This window comes from Frankia sp. BMG5.23, assembly GCF_000685765.2.
In the GTDB taxonomy this organism is placed as follows: Bacteria; Actinomycetota; Actinomycetes; order Frankiales; family Frankiaceae; genus Frankia; species Frankia casuarinae.
The window spans coordinates 1-25,029 of sequence record NZ_JDWE01000006.1 but is presented as its reverse complement, the minus strand read 5'-3'; the positions used below and the strand labels follow the sequence as shown (position 1 = coordinate 25,029).

Sequence of the window (25,029 nt, the reverse complement as noted above, 5' to 3'; positions counted from 1 at the left end):
GGGCGATGAAGTTGTGCCTGTGCTCGTGCCTGCGCCGGCAACCGGACCCGATCTCGCCGGATGCCCCGGCCGGCAAGGTGGTTACCCGGTGGCTGACATTTTCCCATATTCTGTTACCGGTCGCCGATCGAGCGGTGCGACCGAGCGATGTGTGAGAGAACGAACGTGTTCCAGCTCTGGAGCGACCAGCCCGGCTACGCGGCCGAGACTGCGATGGCCGGAGCAGCCGCGGGGCTACTCCGGCCATCGCGTCCGGCCCTCGCCGGGTCACCGGACTGGCCGCCTCCCGGGAGGCGGCACGGAATTCCCGACCGCCTACTCGCTGGACTTGGCCAGATCGACCGGCGGGGCATCGGGCACCTGGTTCGGCTTCGCCTCGCCGCGGAAGACGAACTTCGCCTCGTCACCGTCGCCTTCGACATCCCCGACGACGATCTCGCCCGGCTTGAGCGTGCCGTAGAGGATCTTCTCGGACAGGACGTCCTCGATCTCCCGCTGGATCGTCCGGCGCAGTGGCCGGGCACCCAGCACCGGGTCGTACCCCTTCTTCGCCAGAAGCGCCTTGGCGGCCGACGTCAACTCGAGAGCCATGTCCTTGTTCTTGAGCTGGGCGTCCACCCGGGCCAGCATGAGATCGACGATCTGGATGATTTCGGCCTCGGACAGCTGGTGGAAGACGATGATGTCGTCGATCCGGTTGAGGAACTCGGGCCGGAAGTGCTGCTTGAGCTCGTCCTGGACCTTCGCCTTCATCCGCTCGTAGTCGACGGCGCCTTGGCCGGTGGCGAAGCCGATGCCGGGGCCCTTGGAGATGTCCCGGGTGCCCAGGTTCGACGTCATGATCAGGACGGTGTTCTTGAAGTCGACCAGCCGGCCCTGGGAGTCGGTCAGGCGACCATCCTCCAGGATCTGCAGCAGCGTGTTGAAGACGTCGGGGTGGGCCTTCTCGACCTCGTCGAACAGGACCACCGAGAACGGCTTGCGCCGGACCCGTTCGGTGAGCTGGCCGCCCTCCTCGTAGCCGACGTAGCCGGGCGGGGAACCCACCAGCCGCGAGACGGTGTGCTTCTCCATGTACTCGGACATGTCGAGCTGGATGAGCGCGTCCTCGTCGCCGAAGAGGAACTCGGCGAGCGTCTTGGACAGCTCGGTCTTACCGACACCGGACGGGCCGGCGAAGATGAACGAGCCGCCGGGGCGCTTCGGGTCCTTCAGCCCGGCGCGGGTGCGCCGGATCGCCTGGGAGACGGCCTTGATGGCCTGCTGCTGGCCGATGACGCGCTTGTGCAGCTCGTCCTCCATGCGCAGGAGGCGCGCGGTCTCCTCCTCGGTGAGCTTGAAGACCGGGATGCCCGTCCAGATCGCGAGCACCTCGGCGATCTCCTCGTCGCCCACCTCGGCGACGACGTCCATGTCGCCGGCCTTCCACTCCTTCTCCCGCTTGGCCTTCTCGGAGAGGAGGGTCTTCTCCTTGTCCCGCAGGGACGCAGCCTTCTCGAAGTCCTGCGCGTCGATCGCGGACTCCTTGTCCCGGCGGACGGCGGCGATGCGCTCGTCGAACTCGCGCAGGTCCGGCGGGGCGGTCATCCGACGGATGCGCATCCGCGAACCCGCCTCGTCGATCAGGTCGATCGCCTTGTCCGGCAGGAACCGGTCGGAGATGTAACGGTCGGCCAGGGAGGCCGCCGCCACCAGGGCGGCATCGGTGATCGAGACGCGGTGATGCGCCTCGTACCGGTCCCGCAGCCCCTTGAGGATCTCGATCGTGTGCGCCACCGACGGCTCCGCGACCTGGATCGGCTGGAACCGCCGCTCAAGAGCGGCGTCCTTCTCCAGGTGCTTGCGGTACTCGTCGAGCGTGGTCGCGCCGATGGTCTGCAACTCACCCCGGGCGAGCATGGGCTTGAGGATCGACGCCGCGTCGATGGCACCCTCGGCCGCGCCCGCGCCGACCAACGTGTGCAGCTCGTCGATGAACAGGATGATGTCGCCGCGGGTCCGGATCTCCTTGAGGACCTTCTTCAGCCGCTCCTCGAAGTCACCGCGGTAGCGGGAACCGGCGACCAGAGCGCCGAGGTCGAGGGTGTAGAGCTGCTTGTCCTTCAGGGTCTCGGGCACCTCGCCCTTGATGATCGCCTGCGCCAGCCCCTCGACCACGGCGGTCTTGCCGACGCCGGGCTCGCCGATGAGGACGGGGTTGTTCTTGGTGCGGCGCGACAGCACCTGCATGACGCGCTCGATCTCCTTCTCGCGCCCGATGACCGGGTCGAGCTTGGACTCGCGCGCCGCCGCGGTGAGGTTGCGGCCGAACTGGTCGAGCACCAGGGAGGTGGACGGGGTCCCCTCGGCGGGCGCGCCGGACGTGGCGGTCTCGCCCTTGCCCTGGTAACCGGACAGCAGCTGGATGACCTGCTGCCGCACCCGGTTGAGGTCCGCACCCAGCTTGACGAGCACCTGAGCGGCGACACCCTCGCCCTCGCGGATCAGGCCCAACAGGATGTGCTCGGTGCCGATGTAGTTGTGACCGAGCTGCAGCGCCTCCCGAAGCGACAGCTCCAGGACCTTCTTCGCGCGCGGCGTGAACGGGATGTGCCCGCTCGGTGCCTGCTGCCCCTGGCCGATGATCTCTTCGACCTGTGACCGCACACCCTCAAGGGAGATGCCGAGGGACTCGAGAGCCTTGGCGGCGACGCCCTCGCCCTCGTGGATCAGGCCGAGCAGGATGTGCTCGGTCCCGATGTAGTTGTGGTTGAGCATCCTGGCCTCTTCTTGGGCCAGGACGACGACCCGACGTGCCCGGTCGGTGAATCTCTCGAACATGTGCGCTCCTTCGAGCTGCGACCGACCACACGACAGCCGGTATCCGCATGCTAGCTCCGCCGAGGCATGTCCTCACGCATCGAACAGAAACCTACCCGCCGGCACCGCCCACATCGTCGTGGGCGGCGGACCGGCGCAAGTGCCGGCCGTCCAGCGGAGACGTCTAATGCAACCGTGGCCGACCAGCCATGACTCCGTCACGTCGTTCCGCCAAGAGCAGAACGACGCCACCCGCTTCGCGACGCCACCCGCTTCGCGACGTCTCCGGTCGGACGTACGGTGCGGCGGGACGCGCCAGGCGGTGCGTCCCACCTCGGTGAGCCTCCTCACCGATGCTACCGACGGTAGTGGATGAGGAGGTGCATCTTGTTGTGATTCAACTCACATGTATATCGTTTTGCGTTGTCAATGTTACTCATTGTCGTCGCCCTGGGGAGTTTCGGCGACGGATCTTGCTTGCATCTCGCGAGTAACTACTTTACGTGCGCATACTCGGGCTGTACTTCGGGTGGCTCTCAGACCGCAAGGCCTCCATTGCCCTGCGTGTCGATCCAGGCGCGCAGCCGTTCCTCGCGATCCTGGTCACCAGTAAAGGGACACGAGGTGCAGTAGTCGTCACCAAGCCGGTAGGCCAGGCAGCACGACCCACGGCGTATGCCGGTGTACCGCCGGCCGTGGTGGACGAACTCGTGCCAACGGGGCCGGGCCCGGATGGTGGGCGTGGCCCGGGAGAAGAAGGCGTCGGCCTCCACTCGGCCGAGGTGGGGATCGCCGGTCGCGCGCTCGGTCAGCAGGAAGGCGCGGGCGCACTGCGCGGCCACCGCACCCCACAGCGCCGGAAGGCCGAGCCGGACCCGTCCCCGCAGCTCCTCGACGAACGGTTGGAGATGCGCGAGCACCTCCTCGACCAGGCGACCGCGCAACGCGGCGACGTCCCCGACCACGCCGATCCGGGCATTCATCCCGTCTCCGGCGGTGGCGCCCCCCGCGATCGGGTCATCCGCCAGGACGGTCATGGCCGGTCGGTGGAACGCGGTCTGGTCGAACCAGCCGCCGTCGAGGACGCGCAGGGACATCGTCGCCGGGGTCAGGGCCGGCACCCGGTGCAGGAGGACGAAACAGGCGATGGCCGGGGCGGCGACGTTCGCCGAGTACCAGTTCGCCAGGTAGCTCGCGGCGACCTCCGGGCTGGCGCCGTGCGTGTCGCCCACCCGGGCCAAGGCCTCGGCCACGCCTGCTGGCCCGGTCAGGAAGGCACAGTCGGCCCAGCCCGGGCCGTCCGGCATCCCGAACTGCACACCGCGTGGCTCCAGCACCTCGGCGAGGTCCCGCAGGCTCGCCTCGAACGGCGGTTCGGCGCACTGAACGGTACCCCCGGAGAATTCCGGCGCCGTCCCCTCGGGGGCCACCTCCCTGGAAGGCGCCGCCGGGGACGCCGCCGAGCCGGTGCGGCGTTCGTTCACCGACTGCTTCACTGCCGGGACCGGGAGGTGTGTCGCGGCTGGGCCGGGCGTAGCTGTGCCAGGGTGCGGGATCTCCCGCGGAGTGGCGTGAGCGTGAGCATGAGCATAACTTTAAGTAAGCCTAACTTCATGTCTGGCGTCAACTGGAGTCGCCATCAGTGCTATGCCCACGAGTCATCGGGTCGGCATCATGAGTGGTTCGACATCGCGCGGTTGCCGGGATGGTCGGCCCGCGTCACCAGCTGTCCATGGCGAGATGGCGCTGGACGGCCTCGGCGATGGCCTGCTGCCCGTGCATGGTGGGGTGCGCGCTCAGATCACGTGTCGGTCCGAACAGATTGACCGGAGCCACCCACGGGTCCGGTGTGCAGATTTCGTGACCGCGTAGCACCCGATCCGTCGAGACGAACTCCACTCCCGCATCCGACGCGGCTTTTCTGATGACCCGGTCGAGCTGTCTGTTCAGCCTCGTCAGCTGTCGACGTTCCCTGTTGGTCAGCCAGGTACAGATGTTGTTGAGTTGGTTGTCCGGAAATATGTAGGGATAGCCGACCACGATGATCCGCGAATGCGGGGCGGCGGCCTTCACCGCCGTGTAGTTGGCGCTCAGGACACCCGGGAGTTCCTTGGTGACAAGATCGCGCTCGCGGCGGTCGTTGCCATCCCAGAAGCATCTCCACGCATAACAACTGAAGATGACTCTGCCGAATCCGGCATCGTTGCCGCCGATGGTGATGGTGACGACGTCCGGGGCCCGGCCCAGTGCACGTAGCTGGGCCAGCTGGGGTTTCTCGCCCTTGAATGACTCGTGTAGGGCGCCGGTGGTGGCTCCGGAACACGCGGCGAACAGCGAGACGGTGACCCCCGATCCCATACCGCCCAGTAGTCGTGGCCAGGCCTGGCTGCTCCGCCGGCACCGGGGGGCCAGCGAGTCGAAGGGGGGATTGCCCTCTCCCGAGGAGTAGGAGTCGCCCAGCACGGCCAGGGTACGGGGCTGCGGACCGGCCGAAGCCGGATCATTCCAACCGTATGTAATCGGAACCGCGGCGAACAAGAATGCTGCCATCGCGGTGACAAGAAAGGGATGAGTGAAGTATCCGCTGCCGGGATGTGACGATACGCCGGGTTGTGTTCCCGAGATTCGGTCCCGCATGGCACGGAATCGTAACCGAGTCGCGGGAGGGCGGTCCGTCGAACCCGGTGGCTGTCGCTCGGCAGAGTCGGTTGCCTAATCCGCTGGACCGGCCGAAGCCCCGGAGATGCACGATCGTCGTAATTAGCCTGGTCGCCGTAAGGCAGCCCGAACGAGCCCGAACGAGCCCGGTCGGGATCGGTCGGGACCGGATCAGATATTCTTCTCGAAGACGAGACGCAGGCCGATGAGTGTCAGATGGGGCTCGTGACGGTCAAGGGTCTCACTTTCCTTGATGACCACGGACGCGAGACCCCCGGTGGCGATCGCCACCGCATCCGTGTCCAGCTCGGCCCGGATGCGGCGTACCAGGCCGTCCACCTGGCCGGCGACGCCGTAGATCATGCCAGACTGGAGTGCCTCGACCGTGCTCTTGCCGATGACGGAACGTGGCGCGACCAGTTCCACCTTACGGAGCTGGGCCGCCCGGGACGCGAGTGCGTCCAGCGCGATCTCGATGCCCGGTGCGAAGATTCCGCCGATGAACTCGCCGCGTGCCGAGACGATGTCCAGGTTCGTCGAGGTGCCGAAGTCGACGACGATCGCCGGCCCGCCGTAGAGGTGGTGCGCGGCGAGTGTGTTCATGATGCGGTCCGCGCCGGCTTCCTTCGGATTGTCGATGAGGATGGGAACCCCGGTCCGCGTCCCCGGTTCGACGATGACGACCGGGATGTCGTGGAAGGCCCGGACCACCATCCGGCGCAGCGCTCGAAGCGCGGCGGGAACGGTTGAGCAGATCGAGACACCGGTGACCTGGTACTCGCCGAGCAGGCCGCGGTAGAGAAGCACCAGTTCGTCCGCGGTCGCCTGCGGGTCGGTGCGTACCCGCCAGGAGTCGGCGAGGTGTTCACCCTCGAACACGCCGACGACGGTGTTGGTGTTACCGACGTCGATGGCGAGCAGCATCAGGATTCCTCCACGATCAGATCCTCGATCGGTGGGCCCGCGGTGGCCGATCCCGGGCGATGATCGGGGTCCAGGGCGAGATCGAGGCCGAGGTCGAGAGCGGGCGCCGAATGGGTCAGGGCGCCGACGGCGAGATAGTCGACGCCGACGGCTGCCACCGCCGCCGCCGTTCGCAGGGTCAGGCCGCCGCTCGCCTCGAGCCGCACCCCGGCCGGACGGGCGAGCTGGACCGCGGCTCGCAGGTCCGCCAGCGACATATTGTCGCAGAGGATGAGATCACATCCGGCATCGACGGCCTCCGCGACCTGGTCGACGGTGTCGCATTCGACCTCGACGGGCAGCCCGGGGAACCGTGCCCGCACCGCGGCGAACGCCGCCGCCACGCCGCCCGCCGCGACCACGTGGTTGTCCTTGATCAGGGCTGCGTCCGTCAACGACATGCGGTGGTTCACCCCGCCCCCGCAGCGCACCGCGTACTTCTCCAGCGCGCGCAGGCCGGGTAGCGTCTTGCGGGTGTCGCGGATCATCGCGCCGGTGCCGGCGACCGCGTCGACCCAGGCCCGCGTCAGGGTGGCGATCCCGGACAGGTGGCACAGCAGGTTCAGCGCGGTACGTTCGGCGGTGAGCAGGCCGCGGACCGGCCCGTTGACGTAGGCCACCGTGGTACCCGGCGGGACAGGGTCGCCGTCGCGAGCGGTCAGGGTGACGGTCGCGGCCGGCCCGAGCAGGCTCTCGAAGACGGCGGCGGCGACCGGCAGGCCGGCGACGACGCCCGCGGCCCGCGAGACGATGGCGCCGTGCCCGACGAGAGCGGGGTCGACCGTCGCCTCGGAGGTCGCGTCGACCGCGCCGATCTGGCCGGTCACCTCGTTCTCCTCCCAGACCGGGAGGTCCTCCACGAGCGCGCGGCCGACCAGGGCCACCACCCCGTCCGGGTCGAGGCCGGCCGAGGCGAGGGCACTGCGGGTGGCGGGCGAGAGCCGTCCGCCGGGCACACCGGCGGAACCGGGCCCGCAGACGGAGCCGGGCGCGGAACCGCTCACCGCGAGCCGCGCATGGGCTCGACGTCCACGATCAGTTCCCCTTCTGGATTGAGCCGGGTGAGGATCCGGCCGAGCCAGTGTTCGTCGTCCCGCTCACCGAAGTCCTCTCGCCAATGGGACCCGCGGGTCTCCGTCCGGCTGGCGGCGGCGGCGGCGAGGGCCGTCGCAACCGTGCGCAGGTTGGTCATCTCCCAGGCCGGCGGCCCGGCCGTGACCGTCGCCCCGCTGACCCGCAGGTCCCCGAGACCGGCCAGTACCTTCGCCGTCGCCCGCAGGCTGTCCGCGCTGCGCAGCACCCCGGCACCGTCGGTCATCGCGCGCGCGAGCTCCGCGCGTTCGGCGGGGTCGGTCAGACCACTGCCGCGACCGACCACCGGCGCGGCGGGGATGGCGACGCGGTGCCGGCCGCCGGGCGCTGTGCCGGCCAGGTGCTCCGCGATGCGTGCGGCGAAGACCAGCCCCTCCAGCAGGCTGTTCGACGCGAGCCGGTTGGCGCCGTGCACCCCGGTGCAGGCCACCTCCCCGCAGGCGTACAGGCCGGCCACGCTCGTGCGGCCCCACAGATCCGTGCGCACCCCGCCGCTGGCGTAGTGGGCGGCCGGCGCGACGGGGATCGGCCTGGCGACCGGATCGATGCCGGCGGACCGGCAGCGCGCGGTGATCGAGGGAAACCGCCGCTCGATGGTCGCCGCGCCCAGCCCCCGGGCGTCCAGGAACAGGTGATCGACCCCCTGGGCCGCCATGACCCGCGACATCTGCTTGGCGACGACGTCGCGCGGCGCGAGGTCGGCCAGCCGATGGACGCCCGCCATCACCCGTTCGCCGGCCGCGTCGACGAGAACGGCACCCTCCCCCCGCATGGCCTCGCTGACCAGTGGCTGCTGGCCCCCGAGCAGTTCGGCGACGGCGCCCGGCCTGGACGGGGGTAGCCACAGGGCGGTCGGGTGGAACTGGACGAACTCCAGGTCCGCGACGACGGCGCCCGCGCGCAGAGCCAGCGCCACCCCGTCCCCGGTGGAGACGCCGGGATTGGTCGTCGACGCGAAGATCTGCCCCATCCCGCCGGTCGCCAGGACCACCGCGCCCGCCGTCACCGCGCCGACGCCGTCCCGGCTGCCCTCCCCCAGCACGTGCAGGGTGGCGCCGGCGGCCCGGCCGTCGGAGTCGAGCAGCAGGTCGAGGACCAGGGCGTGTTCGATGACCTCGATGCTCTCATCGGCCCGGACGGCGGTGATCAGGGCGCGTTCCACCTCCAGGCCGGTGGCGTCCCCACCCGCATGGATGATGCGGTTGCGCAGATGGCCGCCCTCCCGAGTGAGGGCGAACGAGCCGTCGGTGGTCCGATCGAACCGGGCGCCGAGCTCGGCGAGCTCACGCACCCGCGCCGGTCCGTCGCGGACCAGCACTCGGGCTGCGTCCTCGTCGCACAGCCCGACGCCGGCGACCAGGGTGTCGGCAAGATGATCATCGGGCGAGTCCTCCGCGGCGAGCGCGGCGGCGATCCCACCCTGCGCCCACCGGGTCGACCCGGCGTCGAGGTGCGCCTTGGTCACCAGCAGTACCCGGGCGGCGGGCAGCGCCCGGCGCAGGTGCAGGACCGTCGTGAGCCCGGCGATGCCCGAACCGATGACGACGACGTCCGCGGCGCGCATCCATCCCGGGCGGGGCGCGCCGAGCCGGCAAGGTAGCACGGTCACTGCGTAGCCATGGCCGATCGGACCGCCGCCGCGGCTGTGGGTACCGGGATGTCGACCGGGATGTCGACCGGGATGTCGCCACGCAGGCTCGACGGGTCGCCGGGGAGCGGTTCGGCCGGGTCGTCGCCGTGCCCGATGATCCGGTTTGCCGCGTCGACGAACAGCACCTTCGGGACGTGCCGGCGCGCCTCGGCGTCGTCCATGAGCCCGTACGCAATGATGATCACTAGGTCGCCCGGCTGGACCAGGCGCGCCGCGGCACCGTTAATACCGATGATCCCGCTTCCCGCCGGTCCCGCGATGGCGTACGTCTCCAGCCGGGCGCCGTTGTTGATGTCGACGATCGTGACCTGCTCGCCAGGCAGCAGGTCGGCGGCGGCCAGCAGGTCCGCGTCGATCGTCACGGAGCCCACGTAGTGCAGATCGGCCTGGGTGACCGTGGCACGGTGGATCTTGGCGGTGAGCATGGTGCGCAACACGGTCAGGCTCCCGGGTGATCGCGGTCGGCGGGACGGTCCGGTCGGGGGGTGACGGCGGGGGATCCGGCTGATGCCGGAGTTCCGGTGGGGGCCGGCGCCGGGGATTCCGGAGGCAGGACGAGATCGATGTTGTCGATCAGGCGGGTGGTGCCCACCCGGGCGGCGACGAGTAGCAGGGCGGGACCGCTCCGGACCGGACGTAGATCGTCGGGGCTGGCCAGGGCGAGGTAGTCCACGTCCACCCCGTCCGCGGCGGCCAGAACCTCCCGCGCGGTCGCGAGCACGGTGTCCCGCCCGCCCGCCTGGGCCCGTGCCCCGGCGGCGAGCGCTCGGGACAGCGCGAGCGCGCTGCGCCGCTGGTCGGGGGTCAGGTAGACGTTCCGGCTCGACATCGCGAGGCCGTCGGGCTCGCGCACGGTCTCCACGCCGATCACGGTGACGTCGAAGGCGAGGTCCGCGACCATCCGGCGGATGCAGACCAGCTGCTGGGCGTCCTTGCGCCCGAAGAACGCCAGGTCCGGACGGACCAGGTGGAGCATGGTCCCCACCAGGGTCAGCATCCCATCGAAATGGCCCGGACGGGCGGCGCCTTCAAGCAGCTCACCGAGCGGCCCGGCCTGCAACCGGACGAGCGGCGGCGGGTCGTGGATCGCCCGGGGGACGAAGACGAGATCGACCCCCTCCCCCGCGCACACGTCGAGATCGGCGGCCAGGGTGCGCGGGTACCGGTCGAGATCCTCACCCGCGCCGAACTGCAGCGGATTAACGTAGATCGTGGCAACCACCTGGTCCGCCTGGGCCCGGGCGGCGCGCAACAGCGAGGCGTGGCCCTCGTGCAGCGCTCCCATTGTCATGACGACGGCCCTGGTCGGGCGCGGGTGCCCGGCTGCCGCCCGAGTGGGCGCGTCGTCCGGCGCGGGCGGACCGCCCTCACCCCGCCGGGCGATGTTGGCCTGCCGGTCGAGCGCGGCGAGCCCGGCGCGCAGCTCGGCCCGGTCTCTGGCCAGGACGGGACGGGACGAGCCGGGGAGCGTGCTGGGCCGGGCGGAGGGGGCAATGCTCCTTGCGGAGGGGACCGTGGCGGTGGCCGCCTGATCGCGGGATTCCGTCGATGGGCGGCCGGGCGTGGTGGAGGAAACAGTAGTCATGATCCGTTCCAGTCCTCGGATGGGGTACCGGACGTCGTTGGCAACTGTAACTCGGCTGCAATGGTTGCCGCCCTCCCCTGTGAGCTGGGCTTCGTTCGGGCGATCGTCCCGAACGAAGCCCTCTGCTCACGCCGGAAGGTGCAATTTGTTGCTTTATGACGTTATGCGCCACTTCGTGGGGGCGGCGAGTCCACCGGAGTTCAGGCCCCGGCGTGCGTGGGCTCAGCCCGCTCAGGGGCCTCGGCCTCCTCGGGGGAGGAGGGCGTGGGGGCTCCTGGGCGGGTGTGCTGCGCGACGTAGGTGCCGGCGGCGATCGCCGCCGCGACCGGCCATTCGATGATTGAGGCCGCGGCGAGCCCGCCGAGTCCCAGGTAGTAGGCGCTCTTGCCCAGTGACGGCCACTGCATGCTCGTACCTCGTCCAACCTCGAACCGCGACGTGAGTAGCGGTGCCCGGACCGTGAAGGTGCGTGTGCCAGACGACCGCTCGGGGCCCGTGGGCGCGGCCGGCTGCTGCTGGTCCCGCTCAGGGGCAGAGGTGTCCGTGTCCTCCCGGTGCGGCTGTGGCCGTGCCCGTGGCGGGGTGTCCGTCTTCGTGGCCATGGCAGCTCACCTCTCTCGATATCTCGATCTCCTTCTAGGAGAGAACCTAAGATGAACTTATAGTACCCAGAAGATAACTTCTCGTGTTGTTCGCGGTGCGAGCGCGGTCAGACGGTGGACAGGTAGTCCTTGAAGGAGATGCCGGTCAGCCGCTCGTAGGCCTCCACGTAACGGGCCCGGGTCGCCTCGACAACGTCCGCGGGCAGCTCCGGCCCCGGCGCGGTCCTGTCCCAGCCGGTACTCGTCAGATAGTCACGGATGTACTGCTTGTCGAAGGACGGCTGGGAGGCCCCGGGCCGCCAGGTGTCCTCCGGCCAGAACCGGGACGAGTCAGGGGTCAGGACCTCGTCGGCGAGCCGCAGCGTGCCCTGGGTGTCATGACCGAACTCGAACTTGGTGTCAGCGAGCAGGATGCCGCGCTCGGCTGCGAGGACACTGGCCCGGCCGAAGATCTGCAGGGTCAGCCGCTCGAGCTCGGCGGCAAGCTCGGTGCCGATCCGGCCGGCCGCGTCGGCCCGGCTGATGTTCTCGTCGTGCTCACCGATCGGCGCCTTCGTGGACGGCGTGTAGATCGGTGCCGGCAGCTTGCTGCCGTCCACCAGCCCGGTGGGTAGGGGATGCCCGCTGACCGCGCCGGTGCGCTGGTAGTCCTTCAGCCCGCTGCCGGTCAGATAACCACGGGCGACGCACTCGATCTGCACCATGTTCAGGCGTCGGCACAGCATCGACCGGCCACGCAGCTGCTCCGTGTACGGAGTGAGCTCGGCCGGGTACTCGTCGACGTTCGAACTGACGACGTGGGACGGGACCAGGTCGGCGAGCTGGTCGAACCACCACAGCGAAAGCCCGGTGAGAACGGCTCCCTTGTCGGGAATCTCGGTCGGTAGGACCACGTCGAACGCCGAGATGCGGTCGCTGGCGACCAGCAGCACGGCGTCGTCCCCGACCGCGAACAGCTCCCGGACCTTGCCCGAACCCAGGTGGGTGAGTCCGGCGAATTCCTCATGTGTCAGCGGCATAGACAGACCGTACCCAGGGAGAACAACAGCACCTGCCGGCCGGGGCACCGCGCCATGCCTGCGCGGCTGCGCGGCGGGTCAGGTGCGGGGGTGCGGGTCAGGTGAGGGCCGCCAGGGCGTCGAAGACCGAGCCGAGGCGCTCGGTGTAGCGCTCGGGCCGGCTCACCTCGTTGAGCCTGGCCTCGTCCAGGGGCAGGCCGCGGTCGCCGGCGTGCTTGCGCAGCGTTTCCCAAAACGGCACGCCGGTCTGCCAGGTCTCCATCGCCGCCGCCTGGGTGACAGCGTAGGCGTCCTCGCGGGACAGCCCCGTCTCGACGAGTTCGAGCAGCACCGCCGAGGTGTAGACCAGCCCGCCCGTGGCATCGAGGTTCGCCCGCATCCGTGCGGTGTCCACGACCAGCCCGGTGACCAGCCGGGTCGTCAGGTGCAGCAGGTAGTCGACGCCGGTGGCGGCATCCGGCAGCGCGATGCGCTCGGTGGAGGAGTGGGAGATGTCGCGCTCGTGCCACAGCGGCACGCCCTCCAGCACCGGGACGTACTGCGCCCGGACGATCCGGGCGAGCCCGGCGATGCGCTCCGACATGATCGGGTTCTTCTTGTGGGGCATCGCGGAGGAGCCCTTCTGCCCGGAGCCGAACGGCTCGGACAGCTCCCGGACCTCCGTGCGCTGGCCGTGCCGGACCTCCAGGGCGACCGCCTCGCAGACGGTCGCGAGCCCGGCCAGCGCCGCGACCCAGGAGGCGATGCCGTCGCGCAGCACGACCTGGGTGGCCACCGGGGCCGCGGTGAGGCCCAGCTTGTCGGCCACGTAGGCCTCGACGTCGGGGTCGATGTTGGAGTACGTCCCGACCGCGCCGGAGATCTTGGCGACGGCCACGTCCGCGCGGGCCGCGCGCAGCCGGTCGCGGCAGCGGGCGAGCCCGAACGCCAGGTCCGCGACGCGGTGCCCGAACACCGTCGGCTCGCCGTGGATGCCGTGCGTCCGGCCGACCCGCAGGGTGTTCCGGTGGGCCAGGCCGAGGTCGCGCAGCGCGGCGACGAGAGTGTCCGCCCGGGCGAGCAGCAGGTCGGTCGACTCGACCAGCTGCAGCGCGAGCGCCGTGTCGAGCAGGTCGGAGGAGGTCATGCCGAAGTGCACGTAGGCGGCGGCGGACCGGGGTTCGGTGCGGTCGGCCCAGGCGGTCAGGAAGGCGATGACGTCATGCTGGGTGACGGCCTCCACCTCGGCGACGGCTTCGGGCGTCGGAGCGGGGGCGGCCCGGACCGGCTCGATGGAATCGGCGGGGATGCGGCCCGCGGCGGCGTGCGCCTCCATGACCAGCACCTCGACGCGACACCACAGCTCGTACTTGTGCGCCTCCGACCACACCCGGCCCATCTCCGCCAGGGTGTACCGGCCGATCATGGCTGGCTGCCGGCCGCGGCCGCCGCGCTCAGCCCGTCCGCCGCGGCCTGCTCGAACTCGTCCTTGAACGCGGCCAGCTTCAGCCCCAGATCGGGATCGGCCAGCGCCAGGATCTGGATCGCCAGGATCGCCGCGTTCGTCGAGTTGTTCAGACCCACGGTCGCGACCGGGACGCCCGGCGGCATCTGCGCGATGGCGAGCAGCGAGTCCATGCCGTCCAGCGCCCCGCCGGAGATCGGCACGCCGATTACCGGCAGCGTGGTGAGGGCCGCAATGGTGCCGGGCAGCGCGGCGGCCAGGCCTGCCCCGGCGATGACCACCGAGATGTCGCGGGCCCGTAGCTGACCCACGTAGTCGGCGAGGGTGCGCGGCGCGCGGTGCGCCGACAGCGACACCTGCTCGTAGGGCACACCGAAGCGTTCCAGAGTGGCGCCGGCCTTGCTCATGGTCTGGGTGTCCGACGGTGATCCGAAGACGATCGCCACCTGGGGATGATCCGGCCCGGGGGTGCTCTGCGACACGGTCTACTCCTTCTTTCTATGTCCTGCGGGATCCTCGCCGGACGCGACGTCCGTTCGACGGACGTCGGCCGCGTGGCGCATCCGGGACGGATCTCCGATGTCGGTGCGGTAATGGGCGCCGGGCAGCGAGATGCGGCTGACGGCCTCGTAGGCCGATCCTCGCGCGGACTCCAGGTTGGAGCCGATGGCCGTGACGGACAGCACACGGCCGCCGGCCGAGACGACCCGACCATCCGGCTCCCTGCGGGTACCGGCGTGCAGGATGTCGACGCCGGCCAGCGCGCCGGCGGCGGCGAGCCCGCGGATCGGGTCGCCGAGCCTGGGGGCCGCCGGATAGCCGTGCGCGGCGACGACGACGCTGATCGCCGCGCCGGAGCGCCACACCGGTGCCCGCCGGCCGGAGAGCACGTCCGTCAACGGCGTCGTGAGCAGGGCGAGGATGGCCTGCACCTCGGGGTCACCGAAGCGCACGTTGAACTCCACCACCCGCGGCCCGCGGGTGGTCAGCGCGAGCCCGGCGTAGAGCAGACCGGTGAACGGGGTGCCGCGCCGGGCCATCTCGGCCACCGTCGGCCGGATCACCGTGGTGACGATCTTCGCCGGCAGGCCATGCGAGGCCCAGGGCAGCGGGGTGTACGCGCCCATCCCCCCGGTGTTCGGGCCGGTGTCGCCGTCGCCGACCCGTTTGTGATCCTGCGCCGGCAGCATCGGGAGGACCGCGCCGGACTCGGTCACCACGGCGAACAGGGAGACCTCGGGCCCGTCGAGGTACTCCTCGAGGACAACCCGGTCGTCCGGTCCGCGCAGGCTCGCGCGGACCGCGGCGACGGCCGCGTCGCGATCCTCGGTCACCGTGACGCCCTTGCCGGCGGCGAGCCCGTCGTACTTCACCACGTACGGTGGCCCGAAGACGTCCAGGTCGGCCAGGGCGGGCTCGATCTCGGTGTGGTCGCGAGAGGCCGCCGTGGGCACCCCGGCGGCGCGCATGACCTCCTTGGCGAACGCCTTGCTGCCCTCCAGCCGGGCCGCGGCCGCGCTCGGGCCGAAGACCGCGAGACCGCGGGCGCGTATCTCGTCGGCGGCCCCGGTTACCAACGGCATCTCCGGACCGATGACGGTGAGGTCCGCGCCGACCGCCTCAGCAAGGTCGGCGACGGCGTCCGGGTCAGCGACGTCGAGCGGGCGGGGCTCGGCGAGCTCGGCGGTTCCGGCGTTTCCGGGCGCGCAGACCAGCGAGCCGACCCGGGGATCGCGGGCGAGCGCCCGGCACAGCGCGTGTTCACGGCCGCCGGAGCCGACAACAAGAATCTTCATCAGTTCACCTCGCGACGCAAGCAGCGGCCCGGTGCGCGGCGGCGAATTCCCGGTAATGCCGGCGGAGCGGGCCGCGTCGCCGCCACGGCCGTGCGCGGGGGACGCGAGGGTCGGTGGCGGCCGTCACCGGTTGTCCCTGGCGCGCGGCGCCGGGACGGAGATCCGGACCGGGCGCGGGTGCCATCGCGAACCGGCGAACCCCGTCTGGGGCATCGCGTCGTCGCAGTTCGGTCGGGTCACGGTTCCACAGTAGCGGGTGTGCTGATCATCGTGCGCGTCGTGCCCGGTCGGTGCCGGTGACTCCCGGCCGATCACCTGGGACGATCCGCGCTGAGCGACTACAGCCCGACACCCGACCGCCAGAGCAGGTGGGCCATGCCGTGCACCAGGTGCAGCGCGCAGCGGCGTGCGTCCACCTCGGCCATGCCCGCGACGATGGCGGCGGCGTCGACCGGCCAGACCCGGACCTCCCGGCCGAGCACGGTCAGCGGGGCGGGATCGTCGCGGCCTTCGAAGGCGCGCCCACCCGGTTCGACGAACAGGTGCAGCGACCGCCCCGCAGCCGGGAAGTTCTCGCAGCGCCAGTACAGCAGCGGCCACGCCTGCAGCCGTTCCCGCCGTCCCGGCCAACGCCGGCGGCGACCGGGGTCAACGGCCGCCTCACCCGCGTCCGCCCGGTCCGCCCGATCCGCCCGGTCCGCCCGATCCGCCGGGTCGGCCCGGGCCGCCGGGTCCGTGACCGCCCGTGTCGCCCGTGTCGCCCCGCCCTCGCTCAGGTCCAGCGCGGGCAGCGGCCGCCCGGCACGGTACCGCGCCGGCGCGCGGTGCGGCGCGGTGCGGGTCGCCCGCACCGTGACCGGTGGTACCAGGTGTTCGGCCGCGCAGAAGTCCAGGAAGTCACGGATCTGGGCGTCGACGTGACTGGCGACGGCCGCGGCGCGTTCGAGCCGCTGTGCCTCGGCCCGCTTCGAGCTCCGGATGGCGTGGCTGCCCCGCAGCAGCACGTCGGTCAGGGTCTGCGGCAGAGCCTCGCCGGTGGGGGAGAACCCGACCGGCCAGGCGTCGGAGTCGGTCGGGTGCAGGTAACCGCGTCTCACGGCTGGTGGCCAACGGGCCGGTTGCGGGGCTTCGGCCGGTTCCGGCAGCGACAGCGGTGTCCGCCCGGGGATGGAAGGATCGTCATCCGACGGCCGGGACCTGACAACGGCCACCGCCACCACCCCCGGACGTCATTGCTTTGCGTGACCGCCTAAGCGTCGACGGTAATGCTTCCGGGTGCAACCGGAACCGACCGGATCTCGGCCCGCGCCGGGCGGGATCAGATCAGGTCCGTTCCGGACCAGTCGTTTCAGACCAGGTCATTGATGACGAGCGTCTGGTCCCGCCCGGGACCGACGCCGACCGCCGACACCGGGGCGCCGGAGAACTCCTCCAACGCCCTGATGTAGTCCTTCGCGGCGCCGGGCAGGTCGGCGAACGACCGGACGTCGGAGATGTCCTCGTGCCAGCCGGGCAGGTCGGTGTAGATCGGCTTGGCGTGGTGGAACTCGGTCTGGGTCATGGGCATCTCGTCAACCCGTTCGCCGCCGAGGTCGTAGCCGACGCAGATGGGCACCCGGTCGAAGCCCGACAGGACGTCCAGTTTGGTGAGGAAAAGGTCGGTCAGGCCGTTGACCCGCACCGCGTAGCGGGCGATTACGGCGTCGAACCAGCCGGTGCGCCGCGCCCGGCCGGTCGTCACGCCGAACTCCCCGCCGATGCGGCGCAGCTCCTCTCCGACCTTGTCGTCCAGTTCGGTGGGGAAGGGGCCGGCGCCGACCCGGGTCGTGTAGGCCTTGATGATGCCGATCACCCGACTGATCCTCGTCGGGCCGATGCCGGCGCCGGTGGCCGCGTAGCCGGCGGTCGGGTTCGATGACGTGACGAACGGGTAGGTGCCGTGGTCGACGTCGAGGAGGGTGCCCTGGGAGCCTTCGAGCAGCACGACCTTGCCCGCGCGCAGCGCCCGGTCGAGGATCAGACCGGTGTCGGCGATGTGGGGTTGCAGGCGTTTCGCGTAGTCGGCGTACTCCTCGACCACCTCGTCGAGCTCGATCCGGCGCCGGTTGTAGACCTTGGCCAGGACCTGGTTCTTCTCCCGTAGCACCAGTTCGAGCTTCTTGTGGAAGATGCCCGGGTCGAGGAGATCCTGCACTCTGATGCCCGTACGGGCAACCTTGTCGCCGTAGGTGGGACCGATGCCGCGACCGGTGGTACCGATCCGCGCCTTGCCCAGGTAACGCTCGATGACCCGGTCCAGCGCCCGGTGATGGGGCATGATCAGATGGGCGTTCGCGCTGATCAGGAGCCGGGAGACGTCGATGCCGCGGGCGGTGAGCCCGTCCATCTCGGCCAGCAGCACGCCCGGGTCGATGACGACCCCGTTGCCGATCACGGGAACGCAGTCGGCCCGCAGCATGCCACTGGGAATCAGGTGGAGCGCGTAACTCTCCGCCCCGATGACCACGGTGTGGCCGGCGTTGTTGCCACCCTGGTACCGGACGACGTAATCGACGGCGCCGCCCAGGAGGTCGGTCGCCTTTCCTTTTCCCTCGTCGCCCCACTGGGCACCGATGAGGACAAGAGCAGGCACCGGGCGAGGTTACTAGGGATGGCGGGGTCGTGGGGCCGGCTGCGGCATCCTCGCTGGTCTCCACCACCGACGCGGCCTGATGAACTCACTGTCAGGTGAAGCCGAGCTCACTGGCAGCGACGGAATCGCTGTCGGCCAGGAACGTCCGGCAGCGGGTGGCCTCCTCGGCCTCCCCGATGGCCGCGGCCGCCCGACCGAGAGCGGCGAGCGAACGCAGGAACCCGCGGTTGGGTTCGTGTGACCAGGGGATCGGCCCGTTGCCCTTCCAGCCCGAGCGGCGCAGGGCGTCGAGGCCGCGGTGATAGCCCGTGCGGGCGTAGGCATAGGCCTCGACGGGTCGTCCGCCGGTGAGCGCGAGCTCGGCGAGCGCGGCCCAAGGCACGCTGAACGCGGGCAGCCGGGCGGCGACGGCATCCGGCGGATCACCGGCGACCAGCGCATCGGTCGCGGCCGCGTCGGAGGGCAGGAGCGTCGGCGGCGGACCGGAGAGCAGGTTGGGCTTTCCCGAGGTGGACGGCGTCGTCATGAGTGCATCCTGCCCGACGACCGGCCGCACACGTCATGGAGGTCACCCCGGACGCGCTTGCCCTGCGCGCACGGTGACCGGTCGGTCAGGCCCTGACGCTGACGTTCCACAGATTCTGGCCGACGACCCCGGGTTGACCGTCGCTCACCCGGGTGAGGTACGAGTACAGCGCGGCGATGCCCTGCGACTGCGGTCCGAACTTGCCGTCGACGGTGAGTACGAAGCCCTTCTGACGCATCCTGTCCTGCCAGACGAAGGCGTCCGGGCGAACGTCGTCGCTGAGGGACGCGTCGAGGACCGTGCCCCTGAACGAGCCGTCCCCCATCTCCCGGCGGGCCCGGTCCAGCGTCATGGGGGGTTCCACCGGGGTGATGGCCTGCTGGATGACGTCACCGGAGCCGCCCGGGACACTGGCCGGGCCGTTGTTGGTCAGGCCCATCTTGACCGAGCAGGACGGCCATGGCTGCCAGCCCCGCTGGTTGTAGAGCTTCGCGGCCGCCTCGTCCTGCGTGGCGGGCGATGCCTGGTACGGGCGGCCGGAGTACCCGAGCCCGTGCCAGGTCTGGTCGTCGAACTGGTAGGCACCGGAGAAGCCGTTGCCGGTGTTGACCGCGTAGTTGCCGCCGGACTCGCATTGGCGGAGCTTGGCGAAGTCGTCGGAGGTGGCCGCGCCCGCCGGAGCCGCGGTGACCGCGAGGCCGCTGCCGACGATGGCCGTGACCGCGCCGGTGGTGCGCAGGATGCGACCGGCGGGCGATGGGGCCTGCGGTGCTCGATGTCTGCCGCCACGACGCCCAGAGGGCATGTCAGTCCAATCCCGTCGCCTGCGGGGTGAGCTGTCGGGTGCGGGCTGGGATGGCCCGGCCGGAGGATCCGACCCCGGGTGGGAACCGCTCTCCACCATGGGCCGGGACGCACCGGCTTTACCCCAAGGACGCCGCTTGCGGCGCCCGAAATGTGGGTCCCCCACTCCTGCCCGCTGCGGTCGATGTTCGTTCCGGCCGCTCGTACGGGGGCAGGACTCGGCGTCCGTCCGGGCGGCCTCGCCGACGAGGCGAGTGAGCGGCACTCTAGCGAGAACCGCTCATGGAGCGCAAACCGGGGTGGTCCGGAGTAACCAGTGAGGATCGCGCGAATCGTGCCACTTCCATACAGGTTCCGCAGGTGGCTCGCTGGTCCTGCTGTTCCTCGTCGGCCTTGCCGAAGATCGGCTCTGCCGAAGATCGGCCCTGCCGGAGGCCGGTCAGGGTGCGGTCCTGGTGATGCTGGTGGTGGGTTGTACGGGCCGGCCCGTACGGGCCGTCAACCGGAGATCGTCCGGAGACAGGTCGGGCCAGCCCGTCGTCGAGGTGAGATCCCCTGACCGGTGTCGCCGGGGTGGGATGTCCGGTTCCCGCGGCGGTCGTCCCTCCGCCACGGGGGCGGAGCGAATGGATCAGCTGATGGAGCTGATGGGGCTGATGGGGAGGATCAGCGGAAGGTGGCCCGCCAGGTCGCCGGGCCGACGATGCCGTCGACGGCGAGTCCCTTGGCGGCCTGCAGGGCGCGGGCGACTGCGGCGGAGCGTGGTCCGTAGCGGCCGTCGATCGTGATCGGATAGCCCAGATGGTTGACGCGGGCCTGCCAGGCCCGCACGTCGTCACGTACCTGCCTGGCCAGTGCGGTCGTCAGGTTACGGGTGAATACGGGGGTGCTCATGGAGATGGGGCTGACCGTCAGCTCGCGGCGTTCCGTCGTGCGCGAGGCCTGGCCCGAGGAGCTCGACGAGCCGCCCGCGAGCTGGTCGGCGCCCATCCCGCGGCCACAGGCCGGCCACTGGCCGAAGCCGGACCGTCGGGCGAGCTTGAGCGCGGCCTCGTCCTGGACGGCCGGGGAAGCCTGGTGCGGCAGACCGCCGTAGCCGAGGCTGTGCCAAGTGCTGGCGGAGAACTGGTAAGCGCCGTAGTACGCGTTGCCGGTGTTGGTCGTGTAGTCACCGCCGGACTCGCACTGCCGCAGGCCCGTCCAGGTGGTGGCCGCATCGGCCGGCTGGCTGAGCGCGAAGGTGCCGCCCACCGCCGCCGCGAGTACTGGTGCGACCACGAGGGCCCGGGCCCGGCTGCGGGTACCGGCGCGGCATTGTCGGCCACTGATACGTGCGTCGGACATGTCTTGTGGTCCTTCCCCACGCCTGCGAGGTGAGCTGTCGGATTCGGGCTGGGAACTGCCCGGCCGTGCCAGGGATCCCTGGAGACGGAAGCCGCACCGGAAATACCTTTCCGGGTGGTCGTCGCACATGGCTTCACCCCGAGAGCATCGAATCCTTTCGATACTCGGAGATGGGTCCCCCGTTCCTGCCGCCCGGTTCGAGAAATCGTCGGCCAGGGGCAGGATTCGGCGTGCCGCCCGACGAATGCCCGACGTTGTTGCCGGGCACGGCGAAAACCATAACCACGCCGCCCGGCGAGTCGCCAAGCATTGAATAGGGTGCGTGAAAAAGAGCACACTCGGCGCGCCTGCTTGAGTAGGAACTGGCGGCCTGGTATCGCGCGTGCGCGCCCGCTCATCAACCTGGCGGTACGGCGTGCGGAGGCATTTGTGCTCGGCCGATCACCCTGTTTGCCGATGGTCGACGATGAGCGGAGAGTCCCACATCAGGCCAGATGCGTGACATGTCGACAAAGGCGTGACGGCCCTGCTACGAGATCGACGCGAGTGATCGGCCTGATACTACGCTTCGTCCATTGAAGCCTGTTTTTGTGAGAAAAACAACGGAAATCGGGCGGTAACTTGCGGCGTTGTGATTTTTGCACACGGCGGATTCAATCGGACACCGACTGTGAAAAGCGCCCGTCGGATCACCACAGTGGGCGAAGGGGTTCCCTGGGGGTGGGGCGGTAGGTGAACGGTTACCGAAGGTCCGGTGCGTGTCCGCTCATTTGGCCGAAACCTGCTGGTTGCCGGCGGGGGCGGCGTTACGCGAGGAGCGGGATGCCGCGCCCGCTAAACAGTGGTCCCCCAGCCGTCGGAGCGACCGGGGGACCGCGCGGGCCGGCATAGTACGGGAAATCGGCGGGTCGTGCATCGGACCGGGGCGGGTCGGATGTCCGCCGCGTGCCGGTCGTTCCGTCCGCCGGAAATGATGGAGAGGGTCGGACCGAGGGGTCCGGAGAATGTCCTCGGACGAGCGGCGGCGGTTGCTCGGTTGCCCGTTCGCGGCCGGCGGCTATCTGTCCGCTTGTCCGCCGGCCGGCGGACAAGCGGCCGGTATCCGACGAACCGATCCCGCCAGCCGGCGTGCGCTCCTGGGCCCGACTATGCCCGCCCGAGGCTGGTGCCGGCGGAACGGAGGTCCTCACACGCCTGGGCGACGCGGGCCGCCATGCTGCTCTCCGCGAGCTTTCCGTAGGTACGCGGGTCGTACGCCTTCTTCACGCCGACCTCACCGTCCACCTTGAGAACGCCGTCATAGTTTTTGAACACGTGGTCCACGATGGGGCGGGTGAATGCGTACTGGGTGTCCGTGTCCACGTTCATCTTGACCACCCCGTAGTCGAGGGTCTCGCGGATTTCGGTGAGAGCCGACCCGCTACCGCCGTGAAAGACGAGGTTGAACGGCTTCGCGCCGGCTGGCAGCCCGAGCTTCCTGGCGACGTACTCCTGTCCTTCGTGCAGAATCGTCGGGCGTAGCTTGACGTTTCCGGGCTTGTACACACCGTGCACGTTGCCGAAGGTGGCGGCGAGCAGGTAGCGCCCCTTCGCGCCGGTGCCGAGCACCTCGGCCGTCCGCCACATGTCCTCCGGCGTCGTGTAGAGCTTCTCGTCGATCGCGCCGACGACGCCGTCCTCCTCGCCGCCGACGACCCCGATCTCGACCTCGAGAACGATCTTCGCGGCGGCGGCGTCCGCGAGTAGTTCTTCGGCGATCTTGAGGTTCTCCTCGAGGGGGACCGCCGAGCCGTCCCACATGTGCGACTGGAAGAGCGGCTCGCGTCCCTGGGCCACCCGATTCTTCGAGATCGCGATCAAGGGGCGGATGTAGGTGTCAAGCTTGTCGGCCGGGCAGTGGTCGGTGTGCAGGGCGATGTTGACCGGATACGCCTTCGCGACGTGGTGGGCGAACTCGGCCAGTGCCTCCGCGCCGAGGACCATGTTCTTCACCGTCGAGCCGGACAGGTACTCGGCACCGCCGGTGGACACCTGCACGATGCCGTCACTGCCGGCTTCGGTGAAGCCCCGCAGCGCGGCGTTCAGGGACTGCGACGAGGTCACGTTGATCGCGGGGTAGGCGAAGGACTGGGCCTTCGCCCGGTCGAGCATCTCGGCATATACGTCTGGCGTGGCGATGGGCATCGGTGGGGCTCCTTACGAACCTGTAGGGGCGCCGATCAGCCATGCACCCGCGGTGCAGGGCAGCCGGATCGGGCCGAAGCCCGCCGTGGACTCCTGATGGGCGAAGGGTATGACGCCTTGCCCCGTCCCGGGGTCGGATGCGGCTGACGTCGCCGGCGCGGTGCGGATCCGCGCGATGTGGTCCCCGCCGACTTGGTCGGCGGGTGCCGACCAGGGGCCGGCACACTGGTCGAGTGGACGTCGGCAGCCTGTCCGGGATGACGCTGTACGTCGTCCTCTTCGCGGTCATCTTCGTCGAGAGCGGGATCCTGATCGGGTTCTGGCTTCCGGGTGACACCATTCTCTTCGCGGCCGGGCTGATGGCGGCGGACGCGGCGTCGAACGTGTCCGTCGCGGTCCTCTCGATCGGGGTCGCGGCGGCAGCCACCGTCGGGGCGGCGGCGGGCTACTACACCGGGCATCGTCTCGGCCGGCCGTACCTGGAACGCAGGCACGCCACGGTGCTGGCCCGTACGGAGGAATTCTACCGGCGGTTCGGGCCGATCACCCTGGTCGCGGCCCGCTTCGTGCCGTGGGCGAGGACGTTCGCGCCGGTACTCGCCGGGACCGTGGCGATGTCATGGTCCCGCTTTCTGATCGCGGTCGTGCTCGGGGCGCTCGTCTGGGGGACCGGATTGATCCTTCTGGGCTATACGGCGGCCGCCATTCCTGGGCTGCGGGACGCGGCGGTGTGGATCGCGCTCGTAGTGATCGTCATCTCCGTCATCGCCGGGATCGCCGGCGAGCTGCTGCGCCGGCGATCGGGCCGGCTCCCCGACCAGGGGCCGCGGTAGTCCGCGTCGGGCGAGGAGCGCCGAGGGGGCGGGCGAGGAGCGCAGGGATGTTGTCCGTCAGTGCCCCGCGGCGCCGGATCATGCCGGGAGATCCGTGGACCGGTAGTCTCCACGACGTTACGACCAGATCACATTGGACGATCAATTCCCTTTCCTATGGCAATTTCTGGCTATGGCCGGCTAACCTTGATCGATCCAGGTACGCGGTCGGGGTCCGACCACCGAAGGATTCGATGCTTCGACAGCACGGGCGGCACCATGCGGGACGGCGTCGCGCCGGCCCCGTCCTCTGCAGCGCGGCAGGGGCCTTGACCGCGGTTCTGACGGTCGTGCTGCTCGCGGGTGGTCATTCGGCACCGCGTGACGGTGACCGCCTGGCCGGCCGCGCCGGCACGCAGCCGGATCGGGGCGTGGTCGGGGTGGCGGCCGGGGTCCCCCCCACGTCGATCGCGGGTCGGATCGCGGATCGGGGTGCGCCGACCGGACCCGGGGCCGAGCCTCCGCCCACCGCTCGCCCGGCCGGTCCGGATCAGCTGGCCGCCGCGCGGGCGGCGGCTCTGGCCCTGGCCGCGCCGGTGACTGCTCCGTCCGCGTCGGCCCCGGCCGTCGCATCCCCCCACCCGCCGTACCTGCCGGCCTCCTGGATGAGCCTGGTCGGTCAGGTCGCGACCTCGACCAACTTCGAGCGCCGGGCGGCCGGTTGTCCTCCGTTGATCGTCGACTTGCGGTTGGCCGCCGCGGCCCAGGCACACAGCGTCGACATGGCCACGGTCGGCTATTTCGGCCACGGCAGCCCGGACGGTCGCTCGCCCTTCGACCGGATCGCCGCCGCCGGCTTCTCCTTCTCCATCGCCGCCGAGAACATCGCCGCCGGTCAGCGCACCGTGGCCGAGGTGATGCGCGGATGGATGAACAGCCCGGAGCACCGATCGAACATCCTCACCTGCTCGCTGACCCGGATCGGCGTGGGCTACGCGACGGGCGGCAGGTACGGCACCTACTGGACCCAGGACTTCGGGACGCCGTGAGGGCCGGCCCACCTGCCGGGCGCGACCGGCCCGTGGCATCCCGGGAGGTGCACCCGACCTCGATCCTCC

The 25,029-nt window shown here is 70.3% G+C and carries 21 protein-coding genes and 2 riboswitches; of the genes, 2 read left to right on the top strand and 19 right to left on the bottom strand.

Features of this window, described 5'->3' with window-relative positions:
• Positions 1–315 precede the first annotated feature (315 nt).
• The 19 genes from BMG523DRAFT_RS04235 to fbaA all read right to left on the bottom strand — a co-directional run bounded on the left by BMG523DRAFT_RS04235 (position 316) and on the right by fbaA (position 23,099).
• On the bottom strand, positions 316–2,820 hold the full coding sequence (locus BMG523DRAFT_RS04235) for an ATP-dependent Clp protease ATP-binding subunit (RefSeq protein WP_011438737.1): 2,505 nt from the start codon (positions 2,818–2,820) through the stop codon (positions 316–318).
• Between the two features lie 515 nt (positions 2,821–3,335).
• The gene (locus tag BMG523DRAFT_RS04230) at positions 3,336–4,283 is read right to left on the bottom strand and encodes a (2Fe-2S)-binding protein (protein WP_011438735.1); all 948 of its coding nucleotides are present in this window, start codon (positions 4,281–4,283) and stop codon (positions 3,336–3,338) included.
• A 235-nt stretch (positions 4,284–4,518) separates the two neighbouring features.
• The gene (locus BMG523DRAFT_RS04225; RefSeq protein WP_011438734.1) at positions 4,519–5,436 is read right to left on the bottom strand and encodes an SGNH/GDSL hydrolase family protein; all 918 of its coding nucleotides are present in this window, start codon (positions 5,434–5,436) and stop codon (positions 4,519–4,521) included.
• Positions 5,437–5,628: 192 nt separating this feature from the next.
• A complete protein-coding gene (locus BMG523DRAFT_RS04220) occupies positions 5,629–6,381 on the bottom strand; it encodes a type III pantothenate kinase (RefSeq protein WP_011438733.1) in 753 nt (250 codons plus the stop codon).
• Positions 6,381–7,376 (bottom strand): carboxylating nicotinate-nucleotide diphosphorylase, encoded by a 996-nt coding sequence (gene nadC, locus BMG523DRAFT_RS04215; protein ID WP_236707286.1) that lies wholly within the window; start codon positions 7,374–7,376, stop codon positions 6,381–6,383. The genes BMG523DRAFT_RS04220 and nadC overlap by 1 nt, the downstream gene beginning before the upstream one ends.
• Positions 7,377–7,420: 44 nt before the next feature.
• Positions 7,421–9,121: an L-aspartate oxidase gene (locus tag BMG523DRAFT_RS04210; protein WP_011438731.1), complete on the bottom strand. Its 1,701-nt coding sequence runs from the start codon at positions 9,119–9,121 to the stop codon at positions 7,421–7,423.
• The gene (gene panD, locus BMG523DRAFT_RS04205; protein ID WP_011438730.1) at positions 9,118–9,600 is read right to left on the bottom strand and encodes an aspartate 1-decarboxylase; all 483 of its coding nucleotides are present in this window, start codon (positions 9,598–9,600) and stop codon (positions 9,118–9,120) included. The genes BMG523DRAFT_RS04210 and panD overlap by 4 nt, the downstream gene beginning before the upstream one ends.
• A gap of 2 nt (positions 9,601–9,602) precedes the next feature.
• A complete protein-coding gene (gene panC, locus BMG523DRAFT_RS04200) occupies positions 9,603–10,748 on the bottom strand; it encodes a pantoate--beta-alanine ligase (RefSeq protein ID WP_011438729.1) in 1,146 nt (381 codons plus the stop codon).
• 200 nt (positions 10,749–10,948) lie between these two features.
• Positions 10,949–11,350, bottom strand: a complete 402-nt coding sequence (locus BMG523DRAFT_RS04195; protein ID WP_023840669.1) for a hypothetical protein — start codon at positions 11,348–11,350, stop codon at positions 10,949–10,951.
• Between the two features lie 107 nt (positions 11,351–11,457).
• Positions 11,458–12,369, bottom strand: coding sequence for a phosphoribosylaminoimidazolesuccinocarboxamide synthase (locus BMG523DRAFT_RS04190; protein WP_043590473.1), 912 nt, complete (start codon positions 12,367–12,369; stop codon positions 11,458–11,460).
• Positions 12,370–12,466: 97 nt separating this feature from the next.
• Positions 12,467–13,774, bottom strand: coding sequence for an adenylosuccinate lyase (purB, locus tag BMG523DRAFT_RS04185; RefSeq protein WP_043590470.1), 1,308 nt, complete (start codon positions 13,772–13,774; stop codon positions 12,467–12,469).
• Entirely contained in the window at positions 13,771–14,295 is a 525-nt protein-coding gene (purE, locus tag BMG523DRAFT_RS04180; RefSeq protein ID WP_011438725.1) for a 5-(carboxyamino)imidazole ribonucleotide mutase, read from the bottom strand. The genes purB and purE overlap by 4 nt, the downstream gene beginning before the upstream one ends.
• A gap of 3 nt (positions 14,296–14,298) precedes the next feature.
• On the bottom strand, positions 14,299–15,609 hold the full coding sequence (gene purD / locus BMG523DRAFT_RS04175) for a phosphoribosylamine--glycine ligase (RefSeq protein WP_011438724.1): 1,311 nt from the start codon (positions 15,607–15,609) through the stop codon (positions 14,299–14,301).
• Positions 15,610–15,947: 338 nt separating this feature from the next.
• Positions 15,948–16,778, bottom strand: a complete 831-nt coding sequence (locus BMG523DRAFT_RS04165; RefSeq protein WP_235186880.1) for a hypothetical protein — start codon at positions 16,776–16,778, stop codon at positions 15,948–15,950.
• 179 nt (positions 16,779–16,957) lie between these two features.
• Entirely contained in the window at positions 16,958–18,241 is a 1,284-nt protein-coding gene (locus tag BMG523DRAFT_RS04160; protein WP_011438722.1) for an adenylosuccinate synthase, read from the bottom strand.
• 91 nt (positions 18,242–18,332) lie between these two features.
• Positions 18,333–18,767, bottom strand: a complete 435-nt coding sequence (locus BMG523DRAFT_RS04155; RefSeq protein ID WP_023840671.1) for a DUF3151 domain-containing protein — start codon at positions 18,765–18,767, stop codon at positions 18,333–18,335.
• A gap of 85 nt (positions 18,768–18,852) precedes the next feature.
• On the bottom strand, positions 18,853–19,572 hold the full coding sequence (locus tag BMG523DRAFT_RS04150) for a transglycosylase family protein (RefSeq protein ID WP_011438720.1): 720 nt from the start codon (positions 19,570–19,572) through the stop codon (positions 18,853–18,855).
• 2 nt (positions 19,573–19,574) lie between these two features.
• Positions 19,575–19,764, bottom strand: a riboswitch (cyclic di-AMP (ydaO/yuaA leader).
• 473 nt (positions 19,765–20,237) lie between these two features.
• Positions 20,238–20,915 (bottom strand): transglycosylase family protein, encoded by a 678-nt coding sequence (locus BMG523DRAFT_RS04145; RefSeq protein WP_011438719.1) that lies wholly within the window; start codon positions 20,913–20,915, stop codon positions 20,238–20,240.
• Between the two features lie 6 nt (positions 20,916–20,921).
• A riboswitch (cyclic di-AMP (ydaO/yuaA leader) is annotated at positions 20,922–21,156 on the bottom strand.
• A 905-nt stretch (positions 21,157–22,061) separates the two neighbouring features.
• Positions 22,062–23,099 carry a class II fructose-bisphosphate aldolase gene (fbaA, locus tag BMG523DRAFT_RS04140; RefSeq protein ID WP_011438718.1) on the bottom strand — a complete coding sequence of 346 codons (1,038 nt, stop codon included), beginning with the start codon at positions 23,097–23,099 and terminating at the stop codon, positions 22,062–22,064.
• Positions 23,100–23,332: 233 nt separating this feature from the next.
• Here fbaA and BMG523DRAFT_RS04135 point away from each other — a divergent pair, with 233 nt between their 5' ends.
• Positions 23,333–23,932 carry a DedA family protein gene (locus BMG523DRAFT_RS04135; protein ID WP_023840672.1) on the top strand — a complete coding sequence of 200 codons (600 nt, stop codon included), beginning with the start codon at positions 23,333–23,335 and terminating at the stop codon, positions 23,930–23,932.
• 308 nt (positions 23,933–24,240) lie between these two features.
• Entirely contained in the window at positions 24,241–24,960 is a 720-nt protein-coding gene (locus BMG523DRAFT_RS04130; protein WP_051623767.1) for a CAP domain-containing protein, read from the top strand.
• Positions 24,961–25,029 lie beyond the last annotated feature (69 nt).